The organism is Variovorax sp. BGA-UO-ETr-C22 (genome assembly GCF_059567965.1).
Genome location: NZ_JCAQPA010000006.1, coordinates 138,038 through 152,406, shown reverse-complemented (window position 1 = coordinate 152,406; position 14,369 = coordinate 138,038). Strand labels below are relative to the sequence as shown.

Below are 14,369 nucleotides of genomic sequence, written 5' to 3'. Positions count from 1 at the left end.
AGGCAGGCGGCCCCCATGCCAAATGTCTAGGGGAAAAGAACGGCGCCTCCGCGATTGAGGTCCGCCAGCAATGCGCCCTGAACATAGACCGCATAATCCGCGAAGAACATCGCGGCGCCCCCGCTCGCTCCGGTAGGAACACTCAGGCCGGCGTAGAAAAATCCTTGGCTCGCCTGGTCATTGAGTCGCGCGAGTCCTTCGGTCGTATTGATATCGACCGGGCCTCCAGGCATTTCATCCGAGAAGCGATAGGCCACCGCCGCGGGCTTGCTGCTGTCGAGTTCGTAGGTATTGAAAACGCCTCGGACGGGCTGTCCGCTGCGGTTCGCAAAGTACTCGAAATAGCCCCTGTAGCGGAATCCGCTTTGACCGCGGCTGGTGAGTTGCGGCTTGGGATCGGAGACGATGGGTTCGAACGCGTAACTGTAGGTCGCCCCTGCGGCTGCAGAGCTTTTGACGACGATCGCATTCACGCTCGGGCTGAGACCCAACTCCGTATTCAGGAAGCGATAGCCTTCCTGCCCCCACGCATTCAACTGTGCGATGAAGTCTGCCGGCATCATCAGATCGAAGCTGAACTTCCGATAGGTGTAGGTGACGGGCTGACTTTCGTTCTTGACCAGGATGAAGCTGGCCTTGCGAATGGCGTTGAGGGAATCGTCCAGGGTATGCGTCTCCCCCACCAGGTGGTGCAGCACATAGCCCTTGGCGCCCTCGTCTTCCAACCGCTGCAGCAGCGCGTTGCTGGCCCCGTCCCAGCCATCGCGACCGGAGAAGGTGAGCGTGAATTCCTTGTAGCTGTATTTGTCGTTGGCGGCTTGCGGATTGACATACAGCGAATTGCTTCCCACGGGGCGCATGCGGACACTGCCCTTGGCGCCCTGGTCGTTCAGTTGCTGCACGACGGCCGGCACTGATGCGATGTAGGAATCCTTGTCGCCGTCCCAGGCAGACGGGAGCGTCTTATATTGCGCGGGTGCAGGTGTTCCAGGTTCCTGGGTTCCAGGTTCCTGCGTTCCTGGGCCCGGCGTTCCAGGCCCCTGCGTCCCGGGCCCTTGCGTTCCAGGGCCTGGTGTTCCTGGCCCTTGTGTTCCGGGGTCGTCCGTTCCAGGCCCGATAAGCCCCACGGGGAAGCCACCGCCACCTCCGCCCCCGCTGCCACCCCCACATGCCGCAAGCATCAAGGCGACTGCCGTTGCAGCAGCCACTGCAGATTTTCTGAATTTCATTCCCTTGCCTTTCAATTTTGTCGAAGCCAATGCTGCCGAGATGGCAACGTTGTCCATGGCGATCGGGCCTCCCAGCGTGGCCCGTCAGATCGCCGTCGACGTTTGTATGGCTGGCGGCAGAAATTTCCCCATGCCGAAAGTCACACAACCTGAAAGCTATGGGAAATTGATATTTGGTTGTGAGGCAGTTATGACTAATGAGAATCGTGAGATCGGAAGAGAGACGGCGTCTTCTCTTTCCAATATCGAGAGGATGCACGTGACGATTCGGGATTTTCCTTCCCGATCTATTCTTCTCACCTGACTTTGAAAAAGAACGTCTTGGCAAGGCGTCTCTGAAACTCGAATCGGCCCACCAGGCGAACAGCGCCGTGGCAATGACGCGGCAGACAATCAGGTAACCGGCGACGGGTCTCTGAAGTAGCGGGTCGCCGGAGAAAAAAACCGCGTCTGCCCCGTGACGGATGTCAGTTCCGCCATCGCCTGCAGGAGCGCAGCGGCGCTCACCGGCTTGAACAGCATCGGCACCCCCGATGACTGTGCACGCCGCAGTTGCTGCGGGGCCGTCTCGCCAGTTATCAGCAGAAGGGGAATGTCGAGCTGAAAGCGCTCGAGCAAGCGCAGGCCGACCTCGAGTCCATCTCCCCCGTCGGCCAGCCGGTAGTCGCACAAGAGCATCGAGAACGGAAGGCTTTTCGCATCCGGGTGCGCCAATGCTTCGACCGCATGCGATTCGTCCGTCACAGCCACCACATCGACGGCGTGCGCACGCAGCAGTGCCGCCATGGCCAGACGAATCTCCGCTTCGTCGTCGATCAGCAGCACCGGCCCGTGCAGGTTCGGTGCAGCAAGGCTGCGATGCGCGGGCATCTCCAATTCATCGAGCAGCAGTTCGGCCGGTGCGGTGATCGCTGCCTCGGCTTGCGGCAGGACCACGCGGAAATGCGTGCCACGTCCCGGTCGCGAGTGCACCTCGATCGGGTGAGACATCAGGTGCGACAGGCGCTGGACGATCGACAGCCCGATTCCGAGTCCGCGCGCCCGGTCGCGGCCCGGGTTGTCGACCTGATAGAACTCCTCGAAGATGCGGCTCAACTGCTCAGGCGCAATGCCGACGCCGGTGTCGCGAACCTCCAGCCACACCTTGTCGCCTCGCCGCCGCGCGACCACGCTCACACCGCCCTCGTGGGTGTACTTCAAGGCGTTGTCGACCAGATTCGAAAGCAGGCGGAACAGCAGCTGGATGTCGCTGCGCACCCACATGCCACTGGCACGGATGCGCAATTGCAGACCCTTCTGCTCAGCGTAGGGGGTGAAGGTCTGGTTGAGGACAAGAAGCAGCGCATCGAGTTCCAGGGCCTGCGGTTCAGACACGACGACGCCTGCATCGAGATGCGACACGTCGAGCATGGTGTCCAGTGACGCGCCGAGCGCGTCGACGGCGCGCATCAGGCGTTTGGCATTCGTTCTTTCAGGATGGTCGTGCAGTGCGGTTTCCATGGCCGCGCCGAACAGTGCAATGGCATGCATCGGCTGGCGCAGGTCGTGACTGGCCGCGGCAAGAAAGCGGGTCTTTTCCGCGCTGGCTCGCTCCACGGCGGCGATGCGTTCGCGCAACTGTGCGGCGAGCATCTCGTTCTCGAACTGCAACATCAAGGAGGCTGTCAGCCGCTTGTTCTGCTTCACCCCTTCGTGCAGTGTCAGTACCAGATTGGCGAAACTGAAGAGCGCCAGAAACCAGTGCAGCGTGCCACCGTGCCAGATCAAGGCAAGAATCAGCCCGCCCATCACGGGGATGCCGCAGCCGAACATGGCCTCCTTGATCGGCCAACGGGCCTGAATGGCCCGGGTCCAACTGACCATGATCACGACGATCACAACGGTCGTCATTGCCGGGCTCTGGATGAGCACGAGGAACAAGGCGCATGGCAGCGCCGTGGTCACGCTGACCAGCGTGACGATCCACGTGTAGCGGCGCGCCCAATGGTGGCTTTCGGACAAGGGGACATCCGGCGTCCACCGCGGCGCAAGCAAGGCATACAGATTCATCGACACGACGGCGGCGACCATGCCGATCACCAACAGGTGGTGGGTCGAATCGATGTTGAAGTAGCCGAAGATGCCAATGGCAATGGCGAAGCCGATGTGCGCACAGGTGGCCGTCGTGTGTGCGGCATACACCGAGGCCACGTGTTCGCGGAGCACCCGATGGTCCAGATCGGCGGCCGCCGGGGCCTGATGCATCGATCGGGCAGCGTCATTCATGAATTGGCCCTTCGTTCTTGTTTCTTCGACGATCGCGTTGCACCTCCTGCGGTGAATCAACGCAGGCTGCTGATCAGTTCCGCGCGCGATTGCACACCGAACAGCAAGAGGATCGTCGAGACATAGTTCTTCACCGTGCCTTCGCGCAACTCGGCCAACAGCGCGATCTCCTTGTTGGACTTGCCTTCGAGAATCATCTGCAGCACACGCGCCTGGCTTCCTGTCAGCGAACTCAGGGCGCCACCGGCGCAACGGCGGGGTGCCCGCGCAACCCACCTGGACGTACCTGGCAGGCCATCGACAACGTCCCGCCCGAGCAGGCCGCAGGCACGGATGAAGCTCACCACCTCCTTGAGGTTGGCCGACTTCGGCAAGAACGCGCTGGCGCCCTGAGCCAACGCACTTTGCGCAATGGCGTTCTGGGCCAGCGCGGTGGCGCCGGCGCCCGACAACGCGACCACGCGGGCCTGCGGATAACGCTGGAGAAAAACGGACACGCCGCTCAAGCCTCGTGTGTCAGGAAGTGCCAGATCGAGCAACACCAGCCCGATGCTCGCCTGAGAGCGCTCGTACACAGCCAGTGCTTGCGCCATGCTGCTGGCTTCGAAGACCTCGACCGCCGGCCCGTCGGGCGAGGCCTGCGCCTGGAGCAAGGCACGCACGCCCAGGCGCACCAGGTCGTGGTCGTCCACGATCAGGATGGCGGACGCCCGGGTCGACGCAGGAATGCTCATGGCGCGCATGTTAGGGTCATGCGCCGCCGGCCGAAAGTGACGAAAGTCAACTCACCAGCAGACCTTTACTCCTTTTTCAGCCCGATCTGCGGCGCAAGCAGCCCAAAGCGCGCAAGGTCTGACCGGGCCCGCGCCGCTGCCTCAGAGGGCGAACTGCCAACCGGCATCCACCCCGCATCGATCAAGCGCTGGCGCGCCTCAGGCCGCGCCATGCCCTGGACGATCACCGCGTTGAGCCTGTCGATGACGGCCTGCGGCGTACCCTTCGGCGCGGCCAGCCCGAACCACCCCGAGGTCACGAAGCCCGGCAACCCCGCCTCCTGCGCCGTGGGCACGCCGGGCAGCGATTCGCTGCGCTCGCGCGTGGTGACGAACAGCGCGCGCACCTTGCCGGCCTGCACGTTCGCAACCTGCGCGGCGGCGTTGTCGATCATGGCGTCGATGTGGCCGCCGAGCAGGTCGGCGATGGCGCCCGTGCCGCCCTTGTAGGGAACGACGTTGGCCGAGATGCCGGCCTCCTTCATGAACATCATCTGCGTCAGGTGGGCCTGCGTGCCCACGCCTGCATTCGCGAACGAGATCTTTCCCGGATTCGCCTTGGCATGGGCGATGAATTCCTTGAGGGTGCGTGCGGGAAAGTCCGGCCTTGTCACGACCACGAAGGGAATGTCGACCAGGATCGTGATGGGCGCCAGGTCTTCCACCGGCTTGTATTTCAGGTCGTACAGGTAGGGGTTGACGGCCATCGTTCCGCTGGCCACGAGCACCAGCGTGTGCCCGTCCGGGTTGGCGCGCACGGCCTGCTGCAGCGCCATCGATCCACCGGCGCCCGGCTTCGCGTCGACGATGACCGGCTGGTCGAGCGCCTTGGCCATGAGGTCGGCGATCTGGCGCGTCATGGCGTCGGTGGCGCCGCCGGCCGCGTAGGGAAAGACGATGGTGATCGGCTTGCTGGGATAAACCGGGCCGGCTGCACGCGCCGCGGTGGCGAGCGCTGCAGCGCACAAAGACGCGGCGGCATTCAGCACGAAGGTTCGGCGAGGGATCGTCATGCGGGCATCTCAACGTATCGGAGCGAAAGAAGCAAGGGCGCAGCCTGTTCGGCGAAGCGCATCAGCGCGGGCACCATGTCGGCTTGGTACCAGTGTTCCTCGTGCAGCAGGTTCAGCGAACCGATGGTGCAGCCGCTGTGCCGCACCGGCACGTTGACGGCAGACCGGCAGCCCAGCGTGTCGATCAGCGCGTGGTCGGGAAACGCGCGACGGCAGTCTTCCTGATCAACGCAGATGCGCGCCCGGCCGCCCTGCACCACCTCGCGAAAGAAGTCGTTGTCATGGTGCAGTGGCTTGGTACCGCCGCACGGATACGCCACCGGGTCGCTCGTGTACAGGCGCCGGGACGCCGCAAGGCCGGGGTCGATCGCCAGCACGGTGAACAGCCGGTGCCCCGGAAACCGCCGCAGCGCGTGGTCCAGCGCCTCGAAAGAAACCTGCGCCATGTCACTCACTGCGCAATGCCCAGCCGATCGATGATGGGCCCCCAGGCGGCCGACTCGCGCTGCGTGAACTTCAAGACATCGGCCGGGGTCGACTTGACGCCGATCAGCATCTGGCCGGCCAGGCGTTCCTTCATCTCAGGTGTGTCCAGGGCCTTGTTGATCTCGGCGTTGAGCCGCGCGACCGCGTCGCCGGGTGCGCCTGCGCGCGCCACCAGGGAGTACCAGCCGGGCACCTCCATGTCGATGCCCAGCTCCTTGAACGTGGGCACGTCGGGCAGCTGCGCCAGCCGCCGCTCACCGGTCACGGCCAATGGCACCAGCTTGCCGCTCTTGACCAGCGGCACGACGCCGACGGGGACGGTCGTCATCACCGGCGTGTCGCCCGCCATCACGCTGGTCAGCGCGTTGGGGCCACCCGCGCCGCTGATGGGCACGTGCTGCATCTGGATGCCGGTGCGCGACTTCAGCAGCTCGCTCGCGAGATGGGTGGAGTTGCCGATGCCAGCCGATGCAAAGCTGAGCCGCTGCGGCTCGGCCTTGGCCATCTTGATGAGGTCGGGCAATGTCTTCACGCCCAGGCTCGGTGCGACGACGGTCACGAACGGGGTGTTGGCGATGACAGCGACGCCGGTGAAGTCGCGCGCCGGCTGGTGCCCCAGCGACTTGTACAGGTGCGGGTTCCACGACATGTTCGAGACGCCGGCCAGGAACAGCGTGTAGCCGTCCGCGGGTTGCGAGAGCACATAGGCCGCAGCCAGCGTGCCGTTGGCGCCGGGCCGGTTCTCCACCACGACGCTTTGCCCGATGCTCTTGGCGAGCACATCGGCCAGCGTGCGCGCCAAGGTGTCCGGCCCTGAGCCGGCCGGCTGCGGGACCACGACCTTGATCGGCTTGGAGGGAAAGCCCTGCGCGAAGGCGGGTGCGGCGAGCAGCGAGGCTGCAACGGCCAACGCGGAAAGCATGGTGCGACGGGTGGTCATGATGAAGTCAAGGTCGGTGGTTGCGAAAGGTGTGAGCGGTATCAACCGACGGTGGCGTAGTCGAGCGACTTGGGCGTGGCGGTGAGCACACGCGGCGTCGCGCCCACCACGACCGTGTCGTCGATTCGAAAGCCCCCCACGCCGTAGACGTACAGGCCGGGCTCGGCCGAATAGACCTCGTTGTCGCGCAGCGGACGCTGGCTGAAGGCCATGTCCTCCGGGTACTCGTGGTGCACGATGCCGATGGCGTGGCCCGTGCGGTGACGGATGCAGTCGGCAAAGCCGGCGCGTTCGATCACCGCCTGCGCCGCGGCATCGATCGCGCACACGGGCCGGCCTGTCACGGCCGCGCCGATGGCCGCATCGGTCGCGTCGCGGGCGGCTGTCCACAGTGTCTTCTTCTGCTCGTCGGGACGTCCGCAGAACCAGGTGCGCTCGTTCTCGATCGTCAGGCCGTTGAGGCGGGGAATGACGATGTTCACCAGCACGTCGCCTTCACGGATGCGCGCGCCGCAGGAGGCACCGTCGCCGTGCGGCGAGGCCGACGCCGGGCCACTGAGCGTCCAGCAGCGCACGACCTCGAACTGCTCGCCGGGGAAGCGCTCGGCGGCCTCCTGCACGAACAGGCTGGCCATCGCGCAGTCCATCTCCTGCACCAGGCGGCCGGGCTTGATCGCTTCGCGGTAACGGTCCTGCAGCCAGTCCGTCAGCCCGGCCATGGCCTGCATGACGGCCAGTTCCTCGGCGTGCTTCTGCCAGCGCAGGCTGCGCACTTCCGCGGTGGCGACGCGCACGTTCAGGTCGGGCAGCAGGCGCTGCACGGCCGCCATCACGCCGCTGCCGGCATCCAGCGCAATGCGCGAGCGGCGCAGGCCGGCGCGGCTCAGGCGCTCGGCGAGGATCTCGGGAAGCTGCGACACGAGCGGCAGGCGGTTGCTCACCATCGGATGCTCGGCATAGAACATCACGTCCGTGATCCACACCTTGTGCGCCTCCATCGAGAAGCGCATGTGGTTCGTCGACAGCTCGTTCATGACCAGGAAGCCCTCGCCCTGGCGCGGCACCACCGCGAAGATCGGCCGCTCCCAGGGCTGCACGTCGGTGTGGAAGTTGGTGGCGAACTGAAAGAAATCGGCGGTGGTGAACACCAGCGCATCGACGGCGAGTTCGTCCATCAACCGGACCATCTGGTCGTGGCGGTACCGCCAGACGGCTTGCGTCAGCTTGGGCATGTGTCGTTTCCTTGAAGAGGGCCGGAGGCATCCGGCAGGTTGTCTGAACAGCTCGGGGGTACGGGCTACAGCGCGTCGAACTCGACCACGCCGGCTTTCATCACCAGGGGAATGCGCTCGCCCTGCCCCAACAGGCAATCGAGGTTGCGCATCGGGTCGCCATCGACCAGCAACAGGTCGGCCAGCGCGCCCGGGATCAGCCGGCCGAGCCGGTCGCTCATTCCCAGCACCTCGGCGCCGATCAGCGTGGCGCTGGCGATGATCTCGGCCGGCGACAGCACCTGGGCACGCAGGCGGAACTCGTCGCTTTGCAGCCGATGCGACTCGCCCAGCAGGTCGGTGCCGAAGCCCATCTTCACGCCGGCCGCTTTGTAGATCTCGAGCGAGCGCAGCCCGGCGCCGCGCACGTCTTCCACCTTGGCCACGCTGGCGGGCGGCAGCCCCAGGACCGCGCCTTCGTTGGCGAGCGCGTCGTAGGTCACCAGCGTGGGCACCACATAGGCGCCGTGCGCGGCCATGAGCGCGGCGGTGGGTGCATCGACCAGGTTGCCGTGCTCGATCGTGCGCACGCCGCAGCGCACCACGCGCTGGATTGCGGCCGGGGTGTAGGCGTGGGCCAGCACGTAGGTGTTGCGGGCCGCCGCTTCGCCGACGATGGCGCGGATCTCGTCTTCGCTGTAGCCCAGCGCATCGACCGGGTCGGTAGGCGACGCCACGCCGCCGCCTGCCATGATCTTGATCTGGTCCGCGCCCATCTGCAGTTCTTCGCGCACGGCCTTGCGCACGGCATCCACGCCGTCGGCCACGCGGGCCAGCATGCCCACACGGGCGCAGTTGGGGCACACGGCGTTGGCCACCAGATAGTCGGAGCGCGCGCGGCCGTCGCCATGGCCGCCGGTCTGGCTCAGTGCGCGACCCGAGACGAACAGGCGCGGCCCCTGCGCCAGCCCCGACTGCACCGCGTGCTTGAACGCATCGCCCGCGCCGGCGGCGTCGCGCACGGTGGTGAAGCCGCGGCGCAGCATGCCGCGCAGGATCGGCAGACTGCGCAGCGTCGCCAGCACGTTGGGCATCAGCGCCTGGCGCTGCAGGTTCAGGTCGACGGCCACCACGTGCACATGCAGGTCGATCAGGCCGGGCATCACGGTCTTGCCTGCGGCGTCGATGACCCGCGCATCGCGCGCCACGATCGGCCGGTCGGACACCTCACGGATGGTGTCGCCCTCGATCAGGATGTCGTGGCGGTCCTGCAGCTCGGGCTTCAGCGGATCGAGCAGGCGGGCGTTCTTGACGAGGATCTGAGTCATGGGTCTGTTTGCCGGGTTCCGAGGGCATGGGCGGTGAGGAATGACGGGATCGTAGGATCGCGTCACAATTCCGAAAAATTTATATGCTGAATCCACTCCATTGACCGTGTGAATGGTTTCAGCCTCCCCTGCCCATGAACTACCGCAACGCCGATCTCAACCTGCTGAAGGTCTTCGAAGCCCTCATGAACGAAGGCAACGTGACGCGCGCCGCGTCCAAGCTGTCGCTGACGCAGCCCACGGTCAGCAACGCGTTGCGCCGGCTGCGCGAGACCTACGGCGACCCCTTGTTCGTGCGCAACGGCGCGGGCATCCGCCCGACGCGGCGCGCCACGGAGTTGTGGGCGCCGCTGGCGCGGTCGCTGCGCACCATCCGGGGCACGCTCGAGGGCGAGAGCTTCGATGCCTCGCAAAGCGACGCACGCCTGACGGTCTCGATGACCGACTACGTGGCCTGCATCGTCGCCCCCCGCCTGCTCGAGCGGCTCGGCGAGCTCGCGCCGGGCATGTGCTTGCACACCCACCCCGGCACGGTCGTGGACTTCGGGCAGTCGCTGGACGACAACCGGGCCGACTTCGCCATTGGCGCCTACAACGACGACGTGCAGCGCCCGGGCTTCATGCGCTCACGCCGGCTGTGGTCGGTGGACTTCGCCTGCTTCATGCGCAACGACCACCCGCTGGCGAAGCTGGACAAGATTCCGCTGAAGAAATTCCTGGCCGCCCGCCACCTCGATGTGAGCCTGGCGGGCCGTGTCGGCGGCATCTACGACCGCGTGCTGCAAAGCCGGGGCCTGCAGCGCAACCTCGTCAGCACGGTGAGTCACTACTCCGCCGCCTACGAGGCCGTGCGCCGCTCCGACCTGCTCGCCGTGCTGCCCTGGTCCGAGGGCCTGGAGACGATGCGCATGACGGGCCTGAAGCGCGTGGCCCCACCGCTGGCGGCGCCGCCGCGCACTGTCGAACTGGTCTGGCACGAGCGGCACGAGACCTCGGCGCTGCACCAGTGGTTCATTGCTTTGGTCGTCGATATGCTGGCGCGGGAGCCGACTGCGCGCACTGCGCGCGCTAAGCCCGGAACCAGATCCTGAGCGTCACGTACATCGCATAGCCCAGGCCCAGGACGCACCACGCCAAGAAGAACATGTTGGCCCAGTAATCGCCCGCATGCGCCGCCAGCGTGTAGACCTGCCCCACGCAGCCCTTTCCGACGCAGGGCACCTCGCCCCGGACCAGGGCGCGCAGCATGGCGAAGAAGAGGTAGCAGGTCACGCCACCGGCCATGAGGAATCCGACGGGCCCTACGAGCCCCTGGGTGAGTTCACCCTTCTCATCGCGATAGCCCTTGCGCAGCAGCTTCTGTCCGTACCGGTACCAGGCACATCCGAGCAGGAGCATCAGGGCGTAGTAGAGAAAAGCGCGCATGGGTCCTGTGATCGTCGGGGTGTGGCGGGCGTGAGTGCTTCGGCAAGGATCGTAGCCGAGCAACTCACGCTCGCCACCCGCGCCCGCTACCGCGCGCTCGCCACGATGGCGATGCCCCGAATCTGCCCGGCGCCGGGCGCGTCCACCGGCTTCGCGTAGCGCGATGGCGCAAAGCGGTGCAGCAGCTCGGCCTCGCGCAAGCGCGCCGAATCCAGGTTCGCCAGCTTCACATGGCCGAAGCCGCGCACCGACAGCGGCAGCGCCGCGATGCGCGCGGCGGTCGGCTGGTTGTCGGGGGTCAGCGCGGTGGCCATCTCCTGCAGCAGGCGGTCGAAGTGATCGATCAACGCGCGCTCGGTGCGGCGCTCCGCCGTGTGGCCGAACAGGTCGAAGGGCGTGCCGCGCAGGCGCTTGCCGTGGGCCAGCCACTTCATGGCCGGCAGCATCCATGCACCGAGGCGCACCTTGGCGGGTGCCTGTCCGTGCGCGGGGCGCGAGAGCAGTGGCGGCGCCATGTGGAACTCGAGCTTCAGGTCGCCTTCGAACTGGCCCTTCAGCTTCTGCAGGAACGCACCGTCGGTGTACAGGCGCGCGACCTCGTACTCGTCCTTGTAGCTCATGAGCTTCAAGAGGCTGCGCGCCGCGTTGCGCGTGAAAGGCAGGCTCGCGTCGCCGCCCGGCAGTGCGGACTCGACCGCCTGCAGTGCGCGGATGCGCTGCTCGAAGCGCGCAGCCCACGCGGCGCTCTGGTAGCCGGTGAGATGGCGGCGCGCATCGGCGAGCAGCGTTTCCAGCGGGCGGTCGTCGACCTGGTGCGCCGCCGCCTCGACCGGTGCCGCGCGCAGCTGGTCGAGCGCCGCGGGGTCGCCGGCCGCGAGCCGCCCGAGCGAGAACGCCGACTGGTTGGCCGCCACGGCCACGCCGTTGAGTTCGATCGCGTGCATGAGCGCCTCGAGGCTCAGCGGCACGAGGCCGCGCTGCCACGCGTAGCCGGTCGCGACGATGTTCGCGGCCAGCGTGTCGCCCAGGAACTCCTCGGCCAGGCTCTGCGCATCGAAGGTCTCGACCTGCTCCTCGCCCGCGACGAAGCGCATCTTCTCCAGCAGCAGGTCGACATGCAGGTCGGCATCGGGGTTGCGCAGCGACTCGGCCACCGGAATCTCGTGGATGTTGGCGAGCACGCGCGTGCGCCCGTGCCGCACGGTCTGCAGCGCGTCGGCCGAGGCGCCCACCACCACGTCGCACGCGAGGATGGCGTCGGCCTGCTGCGTGTCGATGCGCACCTGGTTCAGCCGCTCGGGCGTGTCGGCCAGCCGCACGAAGCTCAGCACCGAACCGCCCTTCTGCGCGAAGCCCATGAAGTCGAGCACGCTGGCCGACTTGGCCTCGAGGTGCGCGGCCATCGCGATGACCGCGCCCACCGTCACCACGCCAGTGCCGCCCACACCGGTCACGAGCAGGTCGTAGGGGCCAGTCCATGCATGCGGCGCGGGATGCGCGAGCGCGCCCACGCGGTGCAGGAAGGCATCGCGCCCGGCCGCGAGCGCCCCGCTCTTGCGGCGCAGCTTGCCGCCAGTGACGCCCACGAAGCTGGGGCAGAAGCCCTTGGCGCAGGAGTAGTCCTTGTTGCAGCTGGTCTGGTCGATCTTGCGCTTGCGGCCCATCTGCGTCTCGTGCGGGAGCACGGCCACGCAGTTGCTCTGCACGGTGCAGTCGCCGCAGCCTTCGCACACGGCCTCGTTGATGAACAGGCGTTTGGGCGGATCGGCCAGCTCGCCCTTCTTGCGGCGGCGACGTTTCTCTGCGGCGCAGGTCTGCTCGTAGATGAGCACGGTCACGCCGGGCATCTCGCGCAGGCGGCGCTGCACCTCGTCGAGCGCGGCGCGGTCGTGGAACTCGGTGCCCGCCGGAAACTTGTTCTTGATGGCGTCGTAGTGATGGATGGCATCGCTCACGACCACCACCTTGGTGACGCCTTCCGACTCCACCTGCCGCGCAATGGCGTCCACGCTGATGACACCGTCGACCGGCTGGCCGCCGGTCATCGCGACCGCATCGTTGAACAGGATCTTGTAGGTGAGCGTGGCCTTGGCCGCCACGGCCTGGCGGATCGCGAGGTAGCCCGAGTGGTAGTAGGTGCCGTCGCCCAGGTTCTGGAACACGTGCGGCGTCTTCGTGAACATGGCGTGCGAGATCCAGTCGACGCCCTCGCCGCCCATCTGGATCAGGCCCGCCGTGCTGCGGTCCATCCAGTTGGCCATGAAATGGCAGCCGATGCCCGCGCGCGCGGTCGAGCCTTCGGGCACCTTGGTGCTGGTGTTGTGCGGACAGCCGGCGCAGAAGTACGGCAGGCGCTTGACCGCATCGCTCGCATTGGCCAGCAGCTCGGGCGGCGTGAAGTCGCGCACATGCTGCAGGTGATCGCCCAGGTCGTGGTTCTCGGGAAAGTGCGCGGCCAGCCAGTGCGCGACCAGCTCGATGAGGCGCGAAGGCCGCAGCTCGCCGAGCGCCGACACCAGCGGCTGGCCCGCATGGTCGTGCTTGCCCACGAGCACGGGGCGCGCATCGGGCGGTGCGTTGTAGAAGATGTCGCGCAGCTGCGTCTCGACCACCGCGCCCTTCTCTTCCACGATGAGGATCTCGCCGAGCCCGCGCGCGAATTCCTTGAGGCGCGTCTGCTCGACCGGAAAGCTCAGGCCCACCTTGTACAGCCGCACACCGGCGCGCGCGAGCTGATCGGGCGAAAGCTCGAGCCGGCGCAGCACCTCCATCAGGTCGTGGTGCGCCTTGCCGCAGGTGACGATGCCCACCTTGGCATGCGGGCTCACGATGACGTGGCGGTCGATGCTGTTGCGTTGGGTGAAGGCGGCCACGGCCGCGAGCTTGTCTTCCAGCCGCGACTCGATGCGCAGCGACGGCAGGTCGGGCCAGCGGTAGTGCAGCCCGTCGGGCGGTGCCGCGTGGCCGGTGGCGGCGCGCACGGCATCGGCGTCTTCCCAGGCGGCCACGCGCGCATTCACCGCATCGAGGTCCACCGTGCCCGCGCTCTCGACGATCTCGGACAGCGCCGCCATGCCGACCCACGCGCCCGAATAGCGCGACAGCTCGTAGCCGTACAGGCCGAACTCCAGGTACTCGGCCACGCTGGCGGGCTGCATCACGGGCATGCGCCAGGCCATGAAGGCGTGGTCGCTCTGGTGCGGCATCGACGACGACACGCAGCCGTGGTCGTCGCCCGCCACCACCAGCACACCGCCGTGCGGCGACGAGCCATACGCATTGCCGTGCTTGAGCGCATCGCCCGCGCGGTCCACGCCCGGGCCCTTGCCGTACCACATGGCGTACACGCCATCGACGGTGCGCTCGGGGTCGGATTCGACACGCTGCGTGCCCAGCACCTGCGTGGCGGCCAGCTCCTCGTTCACGGCGGGCACGAAGCGGATGCCGGTCTTCTTGAAGCGCTCGCCGGCCTTCCAGATGGCCTGGTCGACCATGCCCAGCGGCGAGCCGCGGTAGCCACTCACGAAGCCCTGCGTGTGCAGGCCGCGTGCCGCGTCGCGCTGGCCCTGCATCGCCAGGATGCGGATCAGCGCCTGCGTGCCGGTGAGGAAGACCGAGCCGGCATCGGCCCAGAGGTTGTCGGAAAGTTGGTAGTCGGGCCGTCGGAGTGCGGTCGCTTCAAGTGGGGCGTTCATGCCC

The 14,369-nt window shown here is 66.9% G+C and carries 12 protein-coding genes; 2 read left to right on the top strand and 10 right to left on the bottom strand.

The window, feature by feature from the left end; all coding sequences use genetic code 11:
- Nucleotides 1-26: 26 nt before the first annotated feature.
- Nucleotides 27-914, bottom strand: coding sequence for a hypothetical protein (locus AC57B8_RS02315; RefSeq protein ID WP_447745344.1), 888 nt, complete (start codon nucleotides 912-914; stop codon nucleotides 27-29).
- A 319-nt stretch (nucleotides 915-1,233) separates the two neighbouring features.
- Here AC57B8_RS02315 and AC57B8_RS02310 point away from each other — a divergent pair, with 319 nt between their 5' ends.
- Nucleotides 1,234-1,533, top strand: a complete 300-nt coding sequence (locus AC57B8_RS02310; protein WP_496478543.1) for a hypothetical protein — start codon at nucleotides 1,234-1,236, stop codon at nucleotides 1,531-1,533.
- Nucleotides 1,534-1,622: 89 nt separating this feature from the next.
- Here the strand turns inward: AC57B8_RS02310 and AC57B8_RS02305 are convergent, their stop codons facing one another.
- The 7 genes from AC57B8_RS02305 to AC57B8_RS02275 form a co-directional block, all read right to left on the bottom strand.
- Nucleotides 1,623-3,494 (bottom strand): ATP-binding response regulator, encoded by a 1,872-nt coding sequence (locus tag AC57B8_RS02305; RefSeq protein WP_496478542.1) that lies wholly within the window; start codon nucleotides 3,492-3,494, stop codon nucleotides 1,623-1,625.
- 56 nt (nucleotides 3,495-3,550) lie between these two features.
- The gene (locus AC57B8_RS02300; protein WP_496478541.1) at nucleotides 3,551-4,228 is read right to left on the bottom strand and encodes a response regulator transcription factor; all 678 of its coding nucleotides are present in this window, start codon (nucleotides 4,226-4,228) and stop codon (nucleotides 3,551-3,553) included.
- 65 nt (nucleotides 4,229-4,293) lie between these two features.
- Nucleotides 4,294-5,280, bottom strand: a complete 987-nt coding sequence (locus tag AC57B8_RS02295; RefSeq protein WP_496478540.1) for a Bug family tripartite tricarboxylate transporter substrate binding protein — start codon at nucleotides 5,278-5,280, stop codon at nucleotides 4,294-4,296.
- Complete coding sequence (locus tag AC57B8_RS02290) at nucleotides 5,277-5,726, bottom strand: GAF domain-containing protein (protein WP_496478539.1); 450 nt, start codon at nucleotides 5,724-5,726, stop codon at nucleotides 5,277-5,279. The genes AC57B8_RS02295 and AC57B8_RS02290 overlap by 4 nt, the downstream gene beginning before the upstream one ends.
- A gap of 5 nt (nucleotides 5,727-5,731) precedes the next feature.
- Nucleotides 5,732-6,706, bottom strand: a complete 975-nt coding sequence (locus AC57B8_RS02285; protein WP_496478538.1) for a Bug family tripartite tricarboxylate transporter substrate binding protein — start codon at nucleotides 6,704-6,706, stop codon at nucleotides 5,732-5,734.
- A gap of 41 nt (nucleotides 6,707-6,747) precedes the next feature.
- Nucleotides 6,748-7,938 (bottom strand): M24 family metallopeptidase, encoded by a 1,191-nt coding sequence (locus AC57B8_RS02280; RefSeq protein WP_496478537.1) that lies wholly within the window; start codon nucleotides 7,936-7,938, stop codon nucleotides 6,748-6,750.
- Between the two features lie 65 nt (nucleotides 7,939-8,003).
- Nucleotides 8,004-9,245, bottom strand: coding sequence for a metal-dependent hydrolase family protein (locus tag AC57B8_RS02275; RefSeq protein WP_496478536.1), 1,242 nt, complete (start codon nucleotides 9,243-9,245; stop codon nucleotides 8,004-8,006).
- A gap of 134 nt (nucleotides 9,246-9,379) precedes the next feature.
- Here AC57B8_RS02275 and AC57B8_RS02270 point away from each other — a divergent pair, with 134 nt between their 5' ends.
- On the top strand, nucleotides 9,380-10,336 hold the full coding sequence (locus AC57B8_RS02270) for a LysR family transcriptional regulator (RefSeq protein WP_496478535.1): 957 nt from the start codon (nucleotides 9,380-9,382) through the stop codon (nucleotides 10,334-10,336).
- Here the strand turns inward: AC57B8_RS02270 and AC57B8_RS02265 are convergent.
- Nucleotides 10,314-10,670, bottom strand: coding sequence for a hypothetical protein (locus AC57B8_RS02265; RefSeq protein WP_496478534.1), 357 nt, complete (start codon nucleotides 10,668-10,670; stop codon nucleotides 10,314-10,316). The two genes, AC57B8_RS02270 and AC57B8_RS02265, sit on opposite strands and share 23 nt — an antisense overlap.
- 86 nt (nucleotides 10,671-10,756) lie before the next feature.
- On the bottom strand, nucleotides 10,757-14,365 hold the full coding sequence (locus tag AC57B8_RS02260) for an indolepyruvate ferredoxin oxidoreductase family protein (RefSeq protein WP_496478533.1): 3,609 nt from the start codon (nucleotides 14,363-14,365) through the stop codon (nucleotides 10,757-10,759).
- Nucleotides 14,366-14,369: the final 4 nt, after the last annotated feature.

What these genes read in the sequence shown, in the direction of transcription:
- AC57B8_RS02285 (WP_496478538.1), bottom strand. Translation starts at nt 6,706, where the DNA reads ATGACCACCCGTCGCACCATGCTTTCCGCGTTGGCCGTTGCAGCCTCG.
- AC57B8_RS02295 (WP_496478540.1), bottom strand. Translation starts at nt 5,280, where the DNA reads ATGACGATCCCTCGCCGAACCTTCGTGCTGAATGCCGCCGCGTCTTTG.
- AC57B8_RS02300 (WP_496478541.1), bottom strand. Translation starts at nt 4,228, where the DNA reads ATGAGCATTCCTGCGTCGACCCGGGCGTCCGCCATCCTGATCGTGGAC.
- AC57B8_RS02275 (WP_496478536.1), bottom strand. Translation starts at nt 9,245, where the DNA reads ATGACTCAGATCCTCGTCAAGAACGCCCGCCTGCTCGATCCGCTGAAG.
- AC57B8_RS02290 (WP_496478539.1), bottom strand. Translation starts at nt 5,726, where the DNA reads ATGGCGCAGGTTTCTTTCGAGGCGCTGGACCACGCGCTGCGGCGGTTT.
- AC57B8_RS02305 (WP_496478542.1), bottom strand. Translation starts at nt 3,494, where the DNA reads ATGAATGACGCTGCCCGATCGATGCATCAGGCCCCGGCGGCCGCCGAT.
- AC57B8_RS02270 (WP_496478535.1), top strand. Translation starts at nt 9,380, where the DNA reads ATGAACTACCGCAACGCCGATCTCAACCTGCTGAAGGTCTTCGAAGCC.
- AC57B8_RS02280 (WP_496478537.1), bottom strand. Translation starts at nt 7,938, where the DNA reads ATGCCCAAGCTGACGCAAGCCGTCTGGCGGTACCGCCACGACCAGATG.
- AC57B8_RS02260 (WP_496478533.1), bottom strand. Translation starts at nt 14,365, where the DNA reads ATGAACGCCCCACTTGAAGCGACCGCACTCCGACGGCCCGACTACCAA.
- AC57B8_RS02265 (WP_496478534.1), bottom strand. Translation starts at nt 10,670, where the DNA reads ATGCGCGCTTTTCTCTACTACGCCCTGATGCTCCTGCTCGGATGTGCC.